Here is a 19,381-nt window from a genome sequence, read left to right as displayed (position 1 = left end):
TTTAATGTAACTACAAACTGATCGGCAGCGCATATCATTTTTTTGCTATATAATGTATGTAAACAGACATTTCCATGAAGAGATGTCTGTCATTTTTAAATGGAGAGATATGTTATGACAGAACACGAGTATGATCAGCTTTTAGGGATTGAAACCATTGGTATGAAAGAATGCCCACTACAATTAGTTCATTATAATCGTTATGAAGCGACACCTTATGTGGCGTTGGATGAGCTGACTCGTTCGTATGAATTAAAAAGGATAGATCATGTCGTGGATTTTGGCTGCGGAAAAGGACGGCTGCCATTTTACGTCCATTATCATTTCCAATTGTCGGTCACAGGAATTGAAGTGAATAAACAGCTATATCAAGAAGCAGTGGAAAACAAAGAGCGTTATATGAAAACAAGGGATTCAAAAGAGGATACTATTCGCTTTGTATGCGGTCCAGCTGAGAAGTATAAAGTGGAGCCAACGGACAATCGATTTTATTTTTTTAATCCTTTTTCCATCCAGATTTTTATGAAGGTCGTTACTAATATTTTGCTTTCTGTTGAGCAACATAAGCGGTTTGTCGATGTCATTCTTTACTATCCAACCATTGAATATATCCATTTTCTTGAAAGGAATACACCGTTTGAGCTTTTGAAAGAAGTGAGAGTTCCGCATTTGTTTGAAAAAGATGAAAATGAACGATTTTTGATTTTTAGAATTCAATAATAGACATGTTTCACGTGAAACATATTTTTCGGAGGATACTATAAAAAAAAACATAGATGTTGTCGGAGCCGTCATTATTGAAAATGGGAAAATTCTATGTGCGCAAAGAGGAGAAAGGCAAATACTGCCACTGAAATGGGAGTTTCCAGGAGGAAAAATTGAACAAGGAGAATCACCAGAGGAAGCATTGCGTCGTGAAATTGAAGAAGAAATGCATTGCAAGATTGAGATTGGTGAACAAGTTGAACATACCGTTTATGAATATGACTTTGGTATTGTGCATTTAACGACATTTTTCTGCCGAATTGTGGAAGGGAAACCTGTCTTAACGGAGCATGTGGCCATAAAATGGTTGGCACCACATGAATTAACATCGTTAGATTGGGCACCGGCGGACATTCCAGCGATTGAGAAATTAAGTCAAATGTCTGTGTTGCATTAAAAGACGCTGCTACGAAAAACGTAAAGTACAGGTGATGGAATGGGCAGTTTTATTCATAATTTAGAAGCATCATTATATACAGGATGTATTAATCAACAATCAAGCCAAATTGGAAATGTTAGAGGTGAAGAGTGGTTTAGATATTGTTCATTATACAGAAGTGAATTTTAAAGAAATTCTTCAATTGATGGATGAACTGGCAAATCATATTGAGCAGATGGCAGCAACAGCAGCAGAGCAGCTTGCATCAATGGAGGAGATCACAATTGCTTCACAAGCGCTATCTAGCCGATCAGAGAATTTACAAGGATTAATTAGCAAGTTTAATGTGTAAGAAACTACCAGAAAGTCAAAGGAAAGCTATACAAGGTCGAAGAAAGCGAAACAACAAGCTTGAAGAATGCCTATATAAAGCCAGAAATCCCAGGAACCGTCTTAATTGTAGACGGGGCCTGGGATTTATTTCGCTTTGTTTTCCTTTTGTTCGACAAGCTGAACGTATAGATTACGCACAATGTGAGTTTTGTATGTTTCCAGTTTTCGTCCTTCCAGCTTTGTGATATTGGCTTGTTTTAATTGTTGAATAAACCAGCCTTTAGAATATAGATGGGCCATCAGTCGATCCCTCCTCTATCATCATGGTTAACATCAATATATGGAGGAGTGGTAAAAGACGTGCTTGTTATATTACTCTTTCTCTATATACATTTTTCCTATTTTTGTATAAATGTTGTACTTAGTATAAAAGATATATCAAATATAAAACCTTATACTGAAATAATTCCGATAAAACTAATAGTATTTATTGACTTAAACAGATTTGTTTTGTAGGATATAAATTAAATTGACTGACTAATCAATCGAGAGGGGGGAAGGGATGAGTGAAACTCGTCACAACGTAGATCGGAGAGAGCAGATTTTGCAGATTTCTTTGCAATTATTTGCTAGCCGAGGCTATCATAAGACAAAAATTTCCGATATCGTCAGTGAAGTTGGTGTCGCTCAAGGAACTTTTTACTGGTACTTCAAAAGCAAAGAGGCAATTGCTTTTGAAATTATTGATAAGGGAAGACAGAGTTTATTGGAAGTGGTGTCTCAAGGGTATCGTCAATCTCCTGGAACCGTGCAGGATACGGTGAAAGCATCGGAGCGTTTGTTTGAAAACTTATTCTTGTTTTCACAGGACAACCAATTTTTTATGGAGATTTTGCTACGAGGCATGGAGAGTGAAGCTTCCATTCATAAAGCAATTATGGAAACTCGCCTTCAAGTAGAGGAAGCTTTTAAGAAAAATATTGAGCGAGCTATTGATTTTGGGATTTTGCCGAATAATGATCCTTCCATACAGTCTGCATTATTAGTTAGTTTGCTAGAAGGCATTTTATCGAAATGGTTATTTGGTCCGATTACGACTCATTCTAACTTACATCAGAAAACAGCGAAAGAGTTGGCGAAGGAAGTTGTTCGGTTTGAATTTTTCGGACTATTAGGAATATAAAAAAGGGGGAGAATACGATGAAGAAGAGAAATATATTTCACTCTATAATTTTGCTTGTTGTTTTTGCGGCATTACTTAGCGCTTGTAGCTCGGAGAAGTCAAAAGACTCGAAGGAGATAAAGGAAGAAGGCCAAGAAAATTTATTGAATCAAATTAAAGAAGAAGGCAAGTTGAAAGTTGGTTTAATGGGCACATACCCTCCATACAACTTTTTAAATGATAAAAAAGAAATGGATGGATTCGATGCGGATATAGCAAAAGAGGTAGCGAAGCGATTAGGGGTAGAAGTTGAATTTGTGGCACAGGAATTCTCTGGTCTGATAGCAGGTTTACAAACAGAGAAATTTGATGCGGTAATTAGTCAAATGACGATTACTGATGAACGTAAAGAGCAAATGGACTTTTCAGATCCGTACATTACGAATCATGTAAAAGTCATTGTCGCTGAAAATAATAATGACATTAAGACAGTGAAAGATTTTAAAGGAAAAGATATTGGTGTGGGCTTAGGGACAAATGATGAAACGTATCTTCGTACAAAGCTATTGCCAGAAGTCGGTGAGTTCAATATTAAAACGTATGATGATGTCATTACTTCATTAAAAGATTTAGATGCTGGCCGCATTGATGCAACCATTAACAATATGTACGCGATGCAACCAGTTGTAGAGAAAAATGGTTTTAAAATTAAAGCAGTCGGTGAGCCAGTTAAATCGGATCAAGCAGGTATTGCAGTCCGTAAAGGCAATGAAGATTTTGTGAAAGAATTGAACAAAATTTTGTCAGATATGAAAGCAGATGGCACATATAAAGAAATTTATGTGAAATGGTTTGGAGAAGAGCCAACAGAATAAGAAAGGATCATCGTAAATAATGGATCTTGTATTAGATAATCTGACCTTTTTATTAAAAGGGGCGTATTATACGCTCCTTATCACGGTTGTGTCGATGTTTTTTGGCTCAATTATAGCGGTCATTACAGCCATCGCTAGACTTAAAGGCAATCGGTTGATTCGCTGGATTGCTCGGGCGTATGTATCGATTATTCGGGGAACGCCAACGCTTGTACAAATTATTATCGTTTACTACGGCTTAGTGGATTATGGTATTAAGCTAGAGCCATTAGTGGCAGCTTATATCGCGCTAAGCATTAGCATCGGTGCTTATTTATCAGAGACGTTACGCGGAGCTATTCAATCGATTCCGAAAGGGCAAATGGAAGCCGCTTATGCATCCGGAATGACGCCCTTTCAGACGATGAGAAGAATCATTTTACCGCAAGCAATTCGAGTGGCGATTCCACCAGCCGGTAACACCTTTATTGGAATGTTAAAAGAAACATCGCTTGTGTCAGTGATTACTGTGACTGAGCTATTGCGCTCCGCTCAGCTTTTGATTGCTCAATATTATGTGTATATGCCATTTTACTTAGCGATTGGTTTGATGTATTGGATCATGAGCACAGGCTTCTCCTTTTTCCTTGAAAGATTGGAAAAACGCCTATCAATTTATGAATAAACGGGAGTTTTTGTATGATTAATATTGAAGGATTGTCAAAAAGCTTTAATAGACAAGAAGTGTTAAAGAACATTGATGTGACAGTAGCAACTGGAGAGGTCGTTGCTATTTTAGGCCCTAGCGGCTCAGGAAAAAGCACGTTCCTTCGTTGTATCAATGGGTTAGAAGAGATGACGAGCGGTCAAATACAAGTTAATGATCTTTTGCTTGCTGACACACAATCGAAAAAAGAGCAGAAAAAAAATATTCGTAACATACGAATGCACACAGGGATGGTGTTTCAGCAGTTTAATTTATATCCCCATAAAACGGTGCTTGGCAATGTCATTGAAGCCTTGCTTACTGTGAAGCAAGTGGATAAGCAAGCGGCTATTCAGAGGGGAGAAAAATTGCTTGCACGAGTAGGATTATTAGAGAAAAAGGATAGCTATCCTTCACGACTATCAGGTGGACAGCAACAAAGGGTGGCGATTTCTCGAGCACTGGCAATGGAGCCTGAAGTAATGCTATTTGATGAGCCGACTTCAGCCCTTGACCCGGAGTTGGTAGACGAAGTATTAGCCGTGATTAAAGAGCTTGCACAGGATGGAATGACGATGCTGATCGTTACACATGAAATGCAATTTGCTCGTGAGGTAGCAGATCGGATCATCTTCATGGCAGATGGCGTTATTGTGGAAGAGGGAAAACCAGAACAATTTTTCACGAACCCGCAAACAGAGCGGGCGAAGAAGTTTTTAAAAATGACGTAAAAGAGGGGGGATTTGAAATGAAAGTACGTACAAGATGGCAAGGGCAGCGCGCCTTTACTTCAGTCGGAGATTCCGGCTATGCTGTGGAAATGGATGCGACAGAGGCTTACGGAGGAGCTGGAAAAGGGGCGACTCCAACAGAAATGCTATTAAGCGCATTGGCAGGCTGTATTGGGATTGATGTGACGATGATTTTAAAGCCGCATCTATCCTTGATTGAAAAGCTCGAAATTGAAACAGATGGAACAAGAAAAGAAGAACTTCCGAAGGGATTCACTTCCATCGATGTCACTTTTATCATTGATGGGGCAATTGATAGCAAAAAGATTTGGCGAGCGATTGATCTTGGAAAAGAAAAATATTGTGCCGTATCTGATTCATTAAAAGCAGATGTTACTTTCCACCTGATTTTAAACGGAGAGAAACAAGGGCGGCCACAACAATAAAAACCATCAGTTAGGAAGGTTTTCTCCTAACTGATGGTTTTTTACCGTTAACTAATTTTGTCTCTTACTTGAGAGGCTATGTTTAATTTTTTAAACTTCATATAAAAGAAAGTCGTCATCAACAGAGAGAATGTCCCGAAGATCACCGTCATATAAGGCAAACCGACTGCATCCAATAAAAATCCTGTTATTAATAGAACAACTTGGAAAATGAGGCGATCAAGCATATTTCGGAAGGAGAAGAACCTGCCGTGAAAGTCTTTTGGCACCTTTGTTTGAAAAATGGTCGCGGTAGTTGGGAAAAAGCAACCGACAGCAAAGCCAAATAAAGCAAAGGCGAAAACAGATAGGAGCGGAATTTGTGCAAAGTAAAGCAGCACTTGTGATAACCCAATAATAAATGAAAAGAAAAATAAAATCGTATAAGGTGAGAATTTATGACTTATTTGTTTAACAACGAATGCTCCGAGCATAAAGGCTACTCCTTCAGCGGTATAAATCCAGCTTTTAATTGTCGAGCTATCCTGAAGTTCGCTAATATTGATCACCATCAGGTTAAATCCGCCAATGAATAACAGGGGGACAAGCGTTAAAACGAGCGTCATAAATACAATCGGCAATCCTTTAATAATGGGAAAGATATCGTTAAAGCTGGTACTGGACGATTCTTTTGTTTTTGAACTCTTCTGCTCTTTTTTTGACTCGTCTAAGGTCAGGAACCATGTCAAAACAAATAACAAGAAATAGGCGATAAAAGAAGCGATATACACCATTGAAAGAGACATAATGGATAAGAAGATTCCTGCTACCGCTGTCCCCAAGATTCGCGAAAGAGTGGATACATTCATATAAACACCGTTCATTCGCAAAAGGTCCTTTTCCTCAACAACAAGGGGGATAGCAGCTTGTAGCGCTGGGAAATAAAAGGCGGCAGAAATTTGGATGAAAATAAGAAAGGCGATCATCCACCAAACGGACCCTGTTTTAATCGCTATCAGCATAAAAATGACGCTTGCTGTACGAATAAAGCCAGAAACAAGCATGACCATTTTTTTGTTTGACTGATCCGTCAATTTACCAGCGAGTGGTCCAACAATAATACCAGCCAGTAGTCCAATAGCTAAGATAATAGATTTCAAGAAATCAGAAGGCACTTTCTCCTGCATAAACTCAAGATTTCCTATAATTCCAAGCCATAGACCTAAACCGACAATAAACTCTCCACATAACAAAATCCAAACATTTTTATTTTTCCACATCATCGTATCCCCTCTTAATAACCATAGTATAAAAGATCACTCTCAAAAAAATATCATCGTTTGCAATAAAATAAAAAGTCATTGAATCTTTCTATCTCATAGAAGATTCAACTGACTTTTTAGAGGTCTTTATTTTTTTAATAATAAATATATGAAATACGGTGCCCCAATGAGTGAGACGATAATCCCAGCTGGTAGGCCGTCAGGTTCCACTATATTACGTCCAATGGTGTCTGCCAATAATAGGAGCCAACCTCCGATTAAAATAGCTATAGGCAGGAACAATTGGTTTCGTGGTCCTACTAAAGCTTTGGCCATATGGGGTGCCATCAATCCGATAAAAGTGATGCCTCCAGTAACAGAAACAGCAGAAGAGGCAAGAGCAACAGCTGTGAAAAGCAAGATGAGACGCTCTCTTTTAATGGATATACCTACGCCAATGGCCACAGGTTCATTGAGCGCAAGGATATTCAAACGATTTGCTTTATATAAAGCGAAAGGGATAAGAATAACAAGCCATGGAAGAATAGCCCAAATAAACGGCCAATCTGTACCCCAAATATTTCCGGATAGCCATTTGGAAATAAACTCGACTTTTGAACGCTCCGCACCTGAAATAAGAACAACCATAGCCCCTGATAGTGCCATAGAAAATCCAACACCGACTAACACTAATTTGACGGGTTGAAGCCCTTCATTTTTATTATATGAAAATAAGGCAATGAGGCAGGTAGTTAAGATGGCACCAGCAAAAGCAACTACAGGTAGTAAATAAGCAAATGAACCTTCATCAATCGGGAAGAATAAAAAGAAAACAGCAACAGCTACTCCTGCTCCATAGTTTATACCGATAATGCCGGGATCGGCTAAGTCATTTCGTGTAATTCCTTGCAAAATAGCGCCAGATAGAGCAAGAGCCATTCCAGCTAATAAAGTAATAATGATTCGTGGCAGCCGAATCGAGAAAACAATAAATTCTTCTTTGAATGTTCCCTGTCCAAGAAGTGTGGGAATCAATCTGTCAAAAGATACAGAGGAATAGCCTATTCCCATACTAATCACAATCGTTATGATGATGAGCGCAAGAAACACACCTAACAGTAGTCTTTGTTTTTTTACAATAGTTGGATGTATCATGAGAAAGTTCTCCCTTCTTTATTCACAATGAAAAGGAAGAAAGGTAAGCCTATTATCGCAACAATGGCTGTTACAGGTGTTTCATATGGTGCATGGATGGTGCGCCCAACCGTATCGGCAAGCAACATGAATGTCGCCCCCACCACAACTGACATCGGCAGAATTAAGCGATAATCGGTTCCAACAATTGAACGGACTATGTGCGGGATCATGAGGCCGATAAAAGCCATATTTCCGACGAGTGCTACAGCCGCACCAGTAAGAAGAATGATAACAATAAATAGAATGGCTTTGATTTGTGTTGTTTTTTGACCTAATCCGACCGCTACCTCTTCATTTAAACTGAGAATGGTTAGTTGCCTTGAGAATAAAAGGGCAATAAGGAGACCAATGCCGATAAATGGAGCGATCATTTGAAGCTGAATCCATGAAGTGCCGATTAGCCCTCCAGCCGTCCACATGGATACATCTTTTGACGTGTTAAAATAGATGCCGACTCCTTCTGCGACTGCATATAGGAATGCCGATACTGCTGCCCCGGCTAGTACTATACGAAATGGAGAGAAACCGCCCTTTTTCACTGCCCCGATACCAAACACCATGATCGATCCGACAGCCGCACCGATAAAACATGCTACCATAATCGTATAGTAATTGGCAGCAGGAATGAGTGAGACTGCCAAGGCGAGTGCGGCATTAGCTCCGGCTGTTAGTCCAAGTAAACCTGGATCAGCTAAAGGGTTTCTTGTCACTCCTTGCATAATAGCACCAGACACCGCAAGGGCTGCTCCAACAAGTACCGCTCCAACTTCCCTCGGTAAACGAATTTCACGAATAAGAGAAATTTTTTCCCCTTTGGCATCGGAAGTAAGAGCGAGCCAGACATCTTTGACGGTCGTATCTGCTGCTCCAAATACACAAGCCGCAATAAACATAATTAAAAATAAAACAATCGCTGCAATTAGTTTATAGACAAATGGGATGATACGTTGATCTTCTTTCATTATTCGTCTCTCTTCTTTCTTTTGGTTAGGTAAAGGAAAAAGGAATCCTTCCAATGAGAATTCCTTTTCCAATGTATTTACTTGCCAAGGAAGCTTTTCTTAAAGAAATCCAATTGTAACTCTAATGTTAATGGATCGTTAAAGTAGAACTCTTTTGCATTTACTTCGAATACTTGGTTGTTCTTTACAGCAGGAATGTTTTTATACGTTTCTGTTTCTTGGAATGAATTGTCTGTGTCGCTATTTTTACTTAAAATAACATAGTCTCCAGCAAACTCAGGAAGCACTTCTAAAGATAGGGCATAGTAGCCGTCTTTTAGTGCCATTTCTTTTACTTTATCTGGCATCTTTAAGTTCATTTCTTGGTAAAGAATTTCTGTGCCCCGGCCCCAGTTATCGCCGTATACGTACAGTTGTTTGTCGAAATTTTCAATGACGGAAACAGTGGCATCTTCCCCAATTTTCGCTTTAATGTCCTCTCCCGTTTTTTGTGCACGCGCTTTGAAATCGTCCACCCAAGCTCGTGCTTCTTTTTCCTTGTTTAATAGTTTTCCAATTTCTATATGTTGAGTTAAATAATCCACTTTTCCGTATGTGTATGTAACAGTAGGAGCAATTTCTTTTAATTTATCAACATTTTTAATTGATGATAGCCCAATGATTAAGTCTGGATTTAGTTCAATAATTTTTTCTAAGTTTTCATCGGATACTTCTTCTACATCTTTCAATTGGCTCTCAAAATTCGGGTTCATTTTGGACCAAGAATCAACGCCAACAAGATTGACACCTAAAGACATAACGTTGCCAGCGAATGATGACAGAACAACTACACGTTCAGGGTTTGCCGGTACTTGGACTGGACCATTTTCAGATTCGTAAGTGATCATTTCTGGCTCTTTTTTCTCTGTTTTGTTTGTTTCTTTTTCTGAATCTCCACTACAAGCACTAACCATAAAGACGAGTAGTAGAAAGATTGGAAATAGCAGCTTTTTCATGTTCGTTCTCCTTCACTAAGTTATAGGTGATGCACATTGGTTTGTTTGTTCTTGGGTCGCGTCCGATATGTGCGTCAATATGAAATACTTTTTGAAGCACATCTGGTGTCATCACTTCCTCACAATCTCCCGCTTTGACGATTTCACCATTTTTTAAAGCGATCATATAATCAGCGAAACGGGCAGCTTGATTTAAGTCGTGAAGCACCATAACAATCGTTCGTTCTTGTTCTATATTTAGTTTTTGTAATAGCTCTAGCACTTCTAGTTGATGAGCCATATCTAAATAAGTGGTCGGCTCATCAAGGAAAATGATGTCGGTTTCTTGTGCAAGAGCCATAGCGATCCAAACTCGTTGACGTTGGCCTCCTGATAGAGCATCTACAGGGCGAAATTTAAACTCTGTCGTTCCTGTCACTTCTAGTGTCCAGTCAATGACTTCATAATCTTTTTTTGTTAGGCGACCGAAGCCTTTTTGATAAGGGAAGCGACCGTAGGAGATGAGTTCACCGACTGTTAATCCGCTAGCGCTCTCTTGCATTTGCGGAAGAATCGCCATTTTTTTGGCGAGGACTTTTGTGTTTTCCTGCGCGATATTTTCTCCATCCAACATGACGGTCCCCGATTGATGGGAAATAATGCGAGTAATCGCTTTTAATAGAGTCGATTTTCCACAGCCATTTGAACCGATGATGGTGGTGATTTTTTTATCAGGAATTTCTACGCTAAGATCTTTGACAATAAGACGTTCACCGTAGCCAATGTTTAAGTCAGTTGTATATAGGCGAACCATTTATTACCCTCCGTTTAGTGAATCTATTTGATAATGATTTTCAATGTCATTACTTTTAATACTATAATTCTCTTGTTTTCCATTGTCAATCTGCATTTTTAAAAAATTTATGTAGATAAATAATATCGGTTGTAAATAAGAAGGAAGAAGTGTATGATTTATTGATAATGATAATCAATTACAATTGGTTGATGAGGAGCGATGATAGATGGATCAACAGCAATTATTTGATGTGACGATTATTGGCGGAGGACCTGCTGGGTTGTATTCGGCGTTTTACAGTGGGCTTCGAGAGATGAAGACAAAACTGATAGAATATCAACCTCAATTAGGAGGAAAGGTTCATGTGTATCCAGAGAAGATGATTTGGGATGTAGGAGGGCTGACACCTACTCCAGGAGCCCAATTAATTGAGCAGCTCGTACAGCAAGGATTAACCTTTGATCCTGAAATCGTCTTGAATGAAAAAGTGGAGTCAATTTCAAGGAATGATGATGGTATTTTTGTGCTGCATGCAGCCTCCAGTCAAAAGCATTATTCGAAAACGGTGATTGTAGCGGTTGGTGGAGGGATATTGAATCCACAAAAGCTAGAAATAGAAGGAGCGGAGCGGTTTGAAGTATCGAATTTAAATTATACGGTCAAATCACTACAACGATTTAAAGATAAAACGGTGATTATCTCTGGTGGAGGAAACTCAGCAATTGACTGGGCGAATGAATTAGAACCGATCGCCAAGAAGGTGTACATCACTTATCGGAAAGAGGCGTTATCAGGTCATGAAGCACAAGTGAAGCAGCTAATGGATAGCTCAGCTATTTGCTTCTTCCACACAGCAATCACGAAGCTCATTGCTAGTGAGAACCATGAAGTGATTGAACGAGTGGAATTGACGAATCATCAAACGGGAGAGGCGATCACGTTAGACGTTGATGAGGTGATCATCAATCATGGCTACGAACGCGATACGACATTACTTGACCAAAGCGAAATAAACATCGAAAGAATCGACAATTATTTTGTCGCCGGTAATGCTAGTAGTGAATCATCGATTAAAGGACTTTACGCTGCGGGGGATATTTTGAAGCACGCTGGCAAGCTTCACCTGATTGCGGGAGCATTCCAAGATGCAGCCAATGCTGTGAATAAAGCAAAACAATTTATCGAGCCTGAAGCGAACGAAACGGGTATGGTTTCTTCACACAATGAAATCTTTAAAAAACTCAATAAAGAATTAGTGAAACAGATGATGAAATGAGAAAATGCCCCAAAACAATTGTTTGTCTACAAACTGACCCGACTTCCAATAGGAGGTCGGGTCAGTCCGTTCAATTACAGGCGTTTAGAGCCGATATATTTTTTCGTCCAATAAGAGTTGCTTACTTTATCAATTCTTACACCTTTAGAAGCAGAGTGGATAAATTGATTATTTCCTATGTAAATTCCAACATGAGATGGGCCTTTTTTATAAGTACTGAAGTACATTAAGTCTCCCGGTTGCATTTTTGATTTAGACACCTTTGTACCTTTTGAGTACATTTGAGAAGTTGTACGAGGAAGAGAAACGCCATTTTTCTTATGTGTGTACTGGATGAAACCAGAGCAATCGAATCCTTTTGGTGTTGTACCGCCCCATTTATATGGTGTTCCGATATGTTTCTTTGCTTCTTTAATGACGTTCTGTTTTGAGTATGATGCTGCATCTGCTGACTGTGCCGGTAAAAGTAAACTTACGCTTAATAGTAAAGAACTGAATACTACTGTCAATAATTTTTTCATTTGATTTACCTAAATTCCTTTCTCCTATTATTGATTATGTATGTTGTCGGATTGTTTATGTGGTTAATTTTTCTTCTGTAGCTAATATATCAGAGATTTGTCGTTTCATAGGTTACAGGTCGATTAAATAATATTAAGGAAATATTACATCGACATCATCTATGTGACATAGGGAAAGGGAGCGAGTGGATGAAAGGCTAGTTTCTATTTCAATAAAAATTCAAAAAGGGTTCGGAATGAGACCATTCCGAACCCTTTTTGTCTACAAACTGAAATGCCCCAAAACAATTGTTTGGGGCATTTTTTTCACCATTCATTTGGCTCATAGTTAAGGTCAGCAAATAATTGTCTTTTTTCTTTTTTCGTTAAATCGCGCCACTGTCCAACTGGTAAGTTGTTTAAGTGGATATTCATGATGCGTGTGCGCTGTAGTCGATATACTTCGTAGCCTAGAGCTGCACACATGCGCCGAATTTGTCGGTTTAACCCTTGAGTTAGGGTGATCTGAAAATCATACTTCGATAGCTGCTCGACTTTACAAGGCAATGTTTTTGTATTTAAAATGTGCACACCTGCTGCTATTTCCTTTAGAAACTCAGGAGTGATGGGCTTGTCTACAGATACGATATATTCTTTTTCATGTTTATTTTCAGCACGCAAAATTTTGTTAACAATATCCCCATCATTGGTAAGAAGAATTAAGCCTTCTGAATCTTTATCCAATCGACCAATGTGATGAATGCGTAAAGGATGATTGACTAAATCAATAATGTTACCTTTGACTTTTTTCTCTGTTGTGCTTGTAATTCCAACAGGTTTATTTAAAGCGATATACACATTGTTTCTTGCGAGCCGAATCTGTTCGCCATTCACTCGAACGTCGTCTCCAGGCTCAACCAGGCTGCCTATTTTCGCCATTTTCCCGTTGATCATGACTCTTCCTTCACTAATTAATTTATCTGCTCCGCGTCTAGATGTTTTCCCAGATTCACTAATATATTTATTAAGTCGCAGGTTAATCGCATCCTTCTATTTAGATTTTTTATAATTAAATTTTTCTATTGAAGAATTTAATTATAATGGGAATGAGGCCAACAAAAAAGGGGAGAATGAAATTGCTGTACACTTTTATTTTTGGAGGACACCTTTCTTCTATACCCATATATTTTTTGGCAGAATATTAAGTTGTTTTAATAGGAAAATGAATATTGTAGAAAGAGTAAAATTACGGAATTTTTTATTAGTGATTATTTTACTAGAAAGAGGCTGTTCCTAGTTAGTTTTCTAGGGACAGCCTCTAATTTTTTAGGTTCGGTCATCATCTGCTTGTTGCCTTAGGGCAGTCAGCTCCGCATTTCGTTTTCCTTTATCTCGTGCGGATCATTCCAGTCCATACGCCGCTAAACAGGGACTTCCGCTTTTCTATTGTCTAGCTCCAGTCCCCAGCGTCTAGTGAACTTCCACGATCCTCCTTGCGATAAGTCAACATCGATTCACTGTCGTTCATCGTGTTTCCTTTATCTCGTACGGATCATTCCAGTCCATACGCCGCTAAACAGGGACTTCTGCTTTTCTTATTACATTGCGTTTTTGATGATTTGGATGATTTCTTCTAGTTTTGCTTTGCGTGGGTTTGTTAACGCGCAAGCATCTTTCATTGCGTTTTCCGCTAATGTTGGGATGTCTTCTTCTTTTGCACCTAATTCTTCAAAGCCTTTTGGAATGTTCAGGTCATTAGCTAGGCGCTCAATTGCTTCAATTCCTTTTTCAGCTGCTTCACGCGTGCTCAGTCCATCGACATTTTCACCGAGGTAAGCGGCGATTTCTGCATAACGTTCTACTCTAGAGATTAAGTTAAATTTGCATACATATGGTAGAAGGATGGCGTTACAAACTCCATGCGGGAAGTTGTAGAATCCACCAAATTGGTGAGCAATTGCATGAACATAACCTAAAGAAGCATTATTGAATGCCATACCTGCTAAGGATTGAGCATATACCATTTGTTCACGTGCTTCCATATCTGCTCCGTTGGCAACGGCACGCGGTAAGTACTTAGGAACGATCTTGATTGCTTGAATGGCTAATGCATCTGTAATTGGTGTAGCTGCTGTTGACACATAAGCTTCAATGGCATGTGTTAAGGCATCTAATCCAGTTGCCGCTGTTAAAGCAGGTGGCATGCCAGCCATAAGCTCAGGATCGTTGATAGAAAGTGCAGGTGTTACATGTTTATCAACAATCGCCATTTTTACTTTTCGTTCAGAATCTGTAATGATCGTGAATTTAGTTACTTCACTTCCTGTACCAGCTGTTGTATTGATGGCAATTAGCGGTACCATTGGGTTTTTAGATACATCGATACCTTCATAGTCATGGATTTTTCCACCGTTTGCTGCGACTAATGCAATCGCTTTTCCAGCATCGTGAGAGCTACCACCGCCAAGAGTAACAATGCTGTCACAGTTTTCAGCATGATAAGCTTCTAAACCTTCAGCGACGTTTTTATCTGTTGGGTTTGGCTCAGCTTTTGGAAAAATGGACACTTCTACACCAGCTTCACGAATAATCTTCGCGATGTTTTCAGAGATACCTAAGCCGTGTAGTCCTGCATCTGTTACCAATAATGTCTTTTTCGCACCAAGACCCGCTAATCGAGCTCCTGTCTCATTCACAGAGCCTTGACCTAATAGATTAACTGCCGGCATATGAAATTCGCTTTGTTTGTTAGCCATGAATAATTCCTCCTAATAAGATCTTCATTGAAATAAAAGAACAACTTAATGAAAGACTGCTAGCATGCTAAGTACGTTGTATATACATTGATATTCTATTTTAAAATAATATTTAATACAAACAAAAAGTTTGGAAAAATTATTATTTTTTGTATTTTTTAGCAAATAACCGATTGAAGGAGAATTATTCTGACATAATATAGGTAAAATCTACATGGGATTTTTTAGAGAGATCAAAAGAAAATGGAGTGTCAGCTGAATGAAAGTGTTTGTTGAGTAGAATTCCAGAAACATAGGTGCTTTTGTCGTAGTGAAGCCTCCCCACTGATTGAAGATTCGCTTTATTTTCCTTTGACTTTATACAAAAGGAGATGTATTTTTGTATTATTGTATATTCAAATAATCAGATATACGAATATTTATAATAAAAGAAGGGATAAGATGAAAAAGAAGATTCTTTGGACTGGGAGATATGAAAATTATTCTCTAGGTTCTTTTCAAAAAGATGTAATGTCTGGCGTCATTGTTGGCGTCATTGCGATTCCGTTGGGGATGTCCTTTGCAATCGCTTCTGGGGTGGATCCTGAATATGGACTTTACACGACGATTATTGCAGGGATCTTAATCTCGTTGTTTGGCGGGTCTAAGTATCAGATTGGTGGTCCTACAGGGGCGTTTATTCCTATTTTATTTGGGATTGTCACGACGTACGGATTTGAAAATTTATTAATTGCCGGATTTATGGCAGGAATTCTCTTAGTATTGATGGGAATATTCAAACTGGGAGGGTTAATTAAGTTCATACCTAAGCCGGTGACGATTGGGTTTACTTCTGGGATTGCAGTCACTATCTTTGCTGGTCAGATTCCTAGCTTCTTGGGACTAACAGATGTGGAAAAACATGAATCTTTTATAAGAAACATGAAGGAAATTGCGATTCATTTTGATAGCCTTAATTTTTATAGTATTTTAACAGCGGGCATTTGCTTGGTAACGATGTTGTATACACCGAAACTATTTCCAAAAATACCGGGACCGTTGATTGGCCTCCTTTTTTCAACGATTATTGCTGCTGTTTTTTATCCTGGTCAAGTGGCGACGATTGGCTCGACCTATGGTGGGATTCCCAATACATTGCCGAAGTTTGTTTTCCCGGATTTGACATGGGAGCGAGTGCAGCTTTTAATTCAGCCAGCATTCGTCATTGCGATTTTGGGAGCCATTGAATCGCTTTTATCAGCTGTGGTAGCAGATGGAATGACTAATAGTAAGCATAATAGCAATCGAGAATTGGTGGGACAAGGGATCGCCAATATGGTGACTCCATTGTTCGGAGGGATTCCGGCTACAGGTGCGATTGCTAGAACAGCAACGAATATTAAAAATGGAGCTGCCTCCCCAATTTCTGGTGTGATTCATGGAGTTGTTGTTCTTTTAGTCTTATTGCTGTTTGCTCCCTATACATCAAAAATTCCATTGGCTAGCACGGCGTCAATTTTGATGGTCGTTGCTTGGAATATGAGTGAGCGGCATGTGTTTTATCATGTGTTAAAGACAAAAACGGAAGATTCTTTTGTATTGCTTATCACTTTTTTACTAACTGTATTTGTGAACTTGACTGTAGCGGTAGAAGTGGGGCTTGTTTTAGCTGTGATTCTTTTTACGAAGCGGATGAGTGATATAATGGTGACAGAGAAGGCGTTGCCGAATCCTAATAATAAGCATGAAAAAGTTGAGAGTCATATCGTGTCCGATACTCATGACTGCCCACAAATTAGTATTTACAATGTGGAAGGCCCTCTGTTTTTTGGAGCGGCGCAGTCCTTTGAGCAAACGATTATGAAGACGATTAATTACAAGCCTCGGGTGTTGCTTTTGAGAATGGGAAGAGTGCCGTTTATGGATACAACTGGTGAATCTTATTTCTTAAGTATTGTTAAAAACTTCTCCAAGAATGGGGTTGTGCTGATTTCAGGGATTCAGTCTCAACCGAAAGAAGTGCTGATCAAGACTGGTCTATATGAATTTATTGGGGAAGAACACTTTTTTGATCATACAGGAGAGGCGATCAATTATGCTCTTAAGTACTTAAAAAAAGATCAGTGTCTTGGCTGTAAGCATTTTGCTTTTAGAGAATGTGAAACTTTTTCGGGCTTGAAGAAGAACAAGGATGAAACAAGAGCGATGTCTACCACATAATAGAAAGAGAGGAGAAGAAATTGGTTCTTGAAATGCAGCAATTTAAAGCTGATTTTTTTAAAGCCCTTGCTCACCCACTTAGAATCAAAATCTTAGAAATATTGGCAGAAGGAGATAAAAGCGTCAACGAAATTCAAAGTCTAGCTGGAAGTGAAGGCTCAGCTGTCTCCCAACAACTTACCGTCCTACGCAGTAAAAACATCGTTACAGGAACAAAAGACGGAAACCGAGTCATCTATTCCTTAAGAGATCCAATGATCATCGAGCTTCTCGCGGTTGCTCGCCAAATCTTTAACAATCACCTAGTCGACACCATCACAATGTTGGATAAGATAAATGATTAGGTGCCTGTCACTCCCCGAAATTTGTCGAGAAAATAAAAAAAGGGAGTCCGTTGGTTGGACGGACTCTCTATTTTTGTTCGTTTGTCTGTTTTTTAAAGGCAATCACACTTGCGACTAATAAGCCGCCTAGACTATCCGCAATCAAATCTCCCATTGTGTCCACATTTCCGCCACCTTGTGTCGTAGTTCCGAGCAGTTGATCCGCAGAAAATTCATAGATCTCCCAAAATACACCGCCCAGCACAGAAACAGAGAATAGAAACAAGAGGACAAAGCGACGTGACATCCCTTTTCTAGCCGCTGGTGTCGTCCAACGATCCATCAGTTCTAAAGCCGCAAAAGCAATTAGCCCGCCGCTTAGAAAATGAAGGAAGGTATCCCACCAGCCAAGGCTATAAAAGCGCATAAGTGAACCGAATACTTGAGAGCCGATCAGGAAAACAAAGTAGGAGATGACTAACGACTTTTTTAATTGCGAACGGCTTAGACGTTCAATAATCATCGGAATCAAGCTGGCAACCATGCCGCCAATGCCGATTTGATAACGATACACATCATTCCCAAACCAGAAAAATAAAAAACAGCCCAACATCATCATAAAATACGAAAAACTTAATATAGTAGTCCATCGTGATTTCATCATTTTACCTCACCTCACTTCCTAGTCTACTTGAAAAGAAAGAAAAATGTCTCATTCTGTCTCCTATTTTTGATGAAGCTCTTAACTACCTCATTAACGAATCGGGGATCAGACCCCAAAGTACGTTTTCGTATGTGAGAGGAAGTTGTGGATGTATGGCGGAAGGTATCGGTTTTTTGAGTAGGCAAGATAGACAGTTCTTGTTAAGGCTTCTGACTGAATATAGCTTGTGCGAATGGCTGGGAAGGTAGAATTTTTAATATAGTTTTCTGGGATGATCGTGATTCCTAGGCCTTCTTCCACTAGACTGCAGGCGGTTTCAAAACGTTCGATTTCGTACATCATTCGGGGGGTAGCTTGTTCTTTTTCGAATGCTTGTAAAATATCTTGCCGAGTTTGAAAGCCGGTCGTACTAATGATAAATGGCTCTTCCTGTAAGTCTTTCATTGTGATTTCTTCTAATTTTGCTAACGGACTATCGCGGTGGAAGAGAAGGACAAGACGTTCGTGATAAATAGGGTGTGTTAGCAAATCATCATGAGTAACTAATTGATTCGTAATCACTGCATGTGTTTCATAATTGAGCAATGATTTTTGTACTTGTTCGACACCAAGTAATTCACTGAACTGAATGTGAACTTCAGGATAATCAGCTTTAAACTGGTGAATCACTTTAGGTAACCAATAATTGGCTGATTCAATTAGACCGAGCGATAATTGCCCATTACCGATTTCTTTCACTTCCCTCATTTCTTGTTGTAAGTGATCAAAGTTATTAATCAGTTCCAGAGCTCGCATGTACATCATCTCGCCAGATTCCGTTAAGCGAATATTTCTTGTGTTTCTTTCTAATAGCGGAAACCCTACTTCATCTTCTAATTTCATAATCGCATTACTTAATGATGGTTGGGATACATGTAAAATTTCAGCGGCTTTAGAGAAATTCTTTTGCTGAACGACTGTAATGAAATAACGCATTTTTCGTAAATCCATTTGAATACCTCCTATTTATAGCTTTTAGTTATAAATTTATAAAATAATTGTATTAGAAATTATAAATAAAATGCCATATAATTTTTTTAACAACAAAATCAATCAGAAAGTTCTGAAAGGAAGAGAA

Annotated in this window: 22 protein-coding genes; 11 read left to right on the top strand and 11 right to left on the bottom strand. The window is 39.0% G+C overall.

The features are described from left to right. Positions 1 to 114 precede the first annotated feature (114 nt). The 3 genes from WDJ61_RS18020 (at position 115) to WDJ61_RS18010 (ending at position 1,496) form a co-directional block, all read left to right on the top strand. On the top strand, positions 115 to 720 hold the full coding sequence (locus WDJ61_RS18020; RefSeq protein WP_338752280.1) for an SAM-dependent methyltransferase: 606 nt from the start codon (positions 115 to 117) through the stop codon (positions 718 to 720). A gap of 40 nt (positions 721 to 760) precedes the next feature. Next, on the top strand, positions 761 to 1,162 hold the full coding sequence (locus tag WDJ61_RS18015) for a (deoxy)nucleoside triphosphate pyrophosphohydrolase (protein WP_338754837.1): 402 nt from the start codon (positions 761 to 763) through the stop codon (positions 1,160 to 1,162). A gap of 124 nt (positions 1,163 to 1,286) precedes the next feature. After that, the gene (locus tag WDJ61_RS18010) at positions 1,287 to 1,496 is read left to right on the top strand and encodes a hypothetical protein (protein WP_338752278.1); all 210 of its coding nucleotides are present in this window, start codon (positions 1,287 to 1,289) and stop codon (positions 1,494 to 1,496) included. A gap of 125 nt (positions 1,497 to 1,621) precedes the next feature. Here WDJ61_RS18010 and WDJ61_RS18005 read toward each other — a convergent pair whose 3' ends face one another. After that, positions 1,622 to 1,777 carry a YflJ family protein gene (locus WDJ61_RS18005; RefSeq protein WP_338752276.1) on the bottom strand — a complete coding sequence of 52 codons (156 nt, stop codon included), beginning with the start codon at positions 1,775 to 1,777 and terminating at the stop codon, positions 1,622 to 1,624. A 262-nt stretch (positions 1,778 to 2,039) separates the two neighbouring features. On the opposite strand from WDJ61_RS18005, the gene WDJ61_RS18000 reads away from it, so the two are divergent. The 5 genes from WDJ61_RS18000 to WDJ61_RS17980 are packed head-to-tail and all read left to right on the top strand — an operon-like array spanning position 2,040 to position 5,376. After that, entirely contained in the window at positions 2,040 to 2,660 is a 621-nt protein-coding gene (locus WDJ61_RS18000) for a TetR/AcrR family transcriptional regulator (RefSeq protein WP_338752273.1), read from the top strand. Between the two features lie 17 nt (positions 2,661 to 2,677). Next, complete coding sequence (locus tag WDJ61_RS17995; RefSeq protein WP_338752271.1) at positions 2,678 to 3,514, top strand: transporter substrate-binding domain-containing protein; 837 nt, start codon at positions 2,678 to 2,680, stop codon at positions 3,512 to 3,514. A gap of 19 nt (positions 3,515 to 3,533) precedes the next feature. Next, the gene (locus WDJ61_RS17990; protein WP_338752269.1) at positions 3,534 to 4,178 is read left to right on the top strand and encodes an amino acid ABC transporter permease; all 645 of its coding nucleotides are present in this window, start codon (positions 3,534 to 3,536) and stop codon (positions 4,176 to 4,178) included. A gap of 14 nt (positions 4,179 to 4,192) precedes the next feature. Then, positions 4,193 to 4,930, top strand: a complete 738-nt coding sequence (locus WDJ61_RS17985) for an amino acid ABC transporter ATP-binding protein (RefSeq protein ID WP_338752267.1) — start codon at positions 4,193 to 4,195, stop codon at positions 4,928 to 4,930. Between the two features lie 17 nt (positions 4,931 to 4,947). After that, positions 4,948 to 5,376: an OsmC family protein gene (locus tag WDJ61_RS17980; protein WP_338752264.1), complete on the top strand. Its 429-nt coding sequence runs from the start codon at positions 4,948 to 4,950 to the stop codon at positions 5,374 to 5,376. 47 nt (positions 5,377 to 5,423) lie between these two features. On the opposite strand, the gene WDJ61_RS17975 is transcribed toward WDJ61_RS17980, so the two are convergent. The 5 genes from WDJ61_RS17975 to WDJ61_RS17955 all read right to left on the bottom strand — a co-directional run bounded on the left by WDJ61_RS17975 (position 5,424) and on the right by WDJ61_RS17955 (position 10,564). After that, positions 5,424 to 6,635, bottom strand: coding sequence for an MFS transporter (locus tag WDJ61_RS17975; RefSeq protein WP_338754836.1), 1,212 nt, complete (start codon positions 6,633 to 6,635; stop codon positions 5,424 to 5,426). Positions 6,636 to 6,764: 129 nt separating this feature from the next. After that, the gene (locus WDJ61_RS17970) at positions 6,765 to 7,772 is read right to left on the bottom strand and encodes an iron ABC transporter permease (protein WP_338752262.1); all 1,008 of its coding nucleotides are present in this window, start codon (positions 7,770 to 7,772) and stop codon (positions 6,765 to 6,767) included. Beyond that, a complete protein-coding gene (locus WDJ61_RS17965) occupies positions 7,769 to 8,776 on the bottom strand; it encodes a FecCD family ABC transporter permease (protein ID WP_413789032.1) in 1,008 nt (335 codons plus the stop codon). Before WDJ61_RS17965 ends, WDJ61_RS17970 begins: the two co-directional genes overlap by 4 nt. A 77-nt stretch (positions 8,777 to 8,853) precedes the next feature. Continuing rightward, positions 8,854 to 9,771: an iron-hydroxamate ABC transporter substrate-binding protein gene (locus tag WDJ61_RS17960; protein ID WP_338752260.1), complete on the bottom strand. Its 918-nt coding sequence runs from the start codon at positions 9,769 to 9,771 to the stop codon at positions 8,854 to 8,856. Continuing rightward, positions 9,722 to 10,564: an ABC transporter ATP-binding protein gene (locus tag WDJ61_RS17955; protein ID WP_338752258.1), complete on the bottom strand. Its 843-nt coding sequence runs from the start codon at positions 10,562 to 10,564 to the stop codon at positions 9,722 to 9,724. The genes WDJ61_RS17960 and WDJ61_RS17955 overlap by 50 nt, the downstream gene beginning before the upstream one ends. 208 nt (positions 10,565 to 10,772) lie before the next feature. On the opposite strand from WDJ61_RS17955, the gene WDJ61_RS17950 reads away from it, so the two are divergent. Then, positions 10,773 to 11,822 (top strand): NAD(P)/FAD-dependent oxidoreductase, encoded by a 1,050-nt coding sequence (locus WDJ61_RS17950; protein ID WP_338752256.1) that lies wholly within the window; start codon positions 10,773 to 10,775, stop codon positions 11,820 to 11,822. Between the two features lie 74 nt (positions 11,823 to 11,896). Here the strand turns inward: WDJ61_RS17950 and WDJ61_RS17945 are convergent, their stop codons facing one another. The 3 genes from WDJ61_RS17945 to WDJ61_RS17935 all read right to left on the bottom strand — a co-directional run bounded on the left by WDJ61_RS17945 (position 11,897) and on the right by WDJ61_RS17935 (position 15,078). Next, a complete protein-coding gene (locus WDJ61_RS17945; protein ID WP_338752254.1) occupies positions 11,897 to 12,343 on the bottom strand; it encodes a C40 family peptidase in 447 nt (148 codons plus the stop codon). A 306-nt stretch (positions 12,344 to 12,649) separates the two neighbouring features. Further along, positions 12,650 to 13,357 (bottom strand): 23S rRNA pseudouridine(2604) synthase RluF, encoded by a 708-nt coding sequence (gene rluF, locus WDJ61_RS17940; RefSeq protein WP_338754834.1) that lies wholly within the window; start codon positions 13,355 to 13,357, stop codon positions 12,650 to 12,652. Between the two features lie 563 nt (positions 13,358 to 13,920). Beyond that, positions 13,921 to 15,078, bottom strand: a complete 1,158-nt coding sequence (locus WDJ61_RS17935; RefSeq protein WP_338752252.1) for an iron-containing alcohol dehydrogenase — start codon at positions 15,076 to 15,078, stop codon at positions 13,921 to 13,923. 441 nt (positions 15,079 to 15,519) lie between these two features. On the opposite strand from WDJ61_RS17935, the gene WDJ61_RS17930 reads away from it, so the two are divergent. Both WDJ61_RS17930 and WDJ61_RS17925 read left to right on the top strand, forming a co-directional pair. Next, positions 15,520 to 17,277 (top strand): sulfate permease, encoded by a 1,758-nt coding sequence (locus WDJ61_RS17930; RefSeq protein WP_338752250.1) that lies wholly within the window; start codon positions 15,520 to 15,522, stop codon positions 17,275 to 17,277. A gap of 20 nt (positions 17,278 to 17,297) precedes the next feature. Next, positions 17,298 to 17,621: a metalloregulator ArsR/SmtB family transcription factor gene (locus tag WDJ61_RS17925; protein WP_338752248.1), complete on the top strand. Its 324-nt coding sequence runs from the start codon at positions 17,298 to 17,300 to the stop codon at positions 17,619 to 17,621. Between the two features lie 67 nt (positions 17,622 to 17,688). Here the strand turns inward: WDJ61_RS17925 and WDJ61_RS17920 are convergent, their stop codons facing one another. Together WDJ61_RS17920 and WDJ61_RS17915 are read right to left on the bottom strand one after the other, a co-directional pair. Then, positions 17,689 to 18,261: a hypothetical protein gene (locus WDJ61_RS17920; RefSeq protein ID WP_338752246.1), complete on the bottom strand. Its 573-nt coding sequence runs from the start codon at positions 18,259 to 18,261 to the stop codon at positions 17,689 to 17,691. 108 nt (positions 18,262 to 18,369) lie between these two features. Continuing rightward, the gene (locus WDJ61_RS17915) at positions 18,370 to 19,254 is read right to left on the bottom strand and encodes a LysR family transcriptional regulator (protein ID WP_338752244.1); all 885 of its coding nucleotides are present in this window, start codon (positions 19,252 to 19,254) and stop codon (positions 18,370 to 18,372) included. Positions 19,255 to 19,381: the final 127 nt, after the last annotated feature.

Source organism: Bacillus sp. FJAT-52991, assembly GCF_037201805.1.
GTDB lineage: Bacteria > Bacillota > Bacilli > Bacillales > Domibacillaceae > Bacillus_CE > Bacillus_CE kandeliae.
This window is presented reverse-complemented; position numbering and strand designations above follow the sequence as displayed.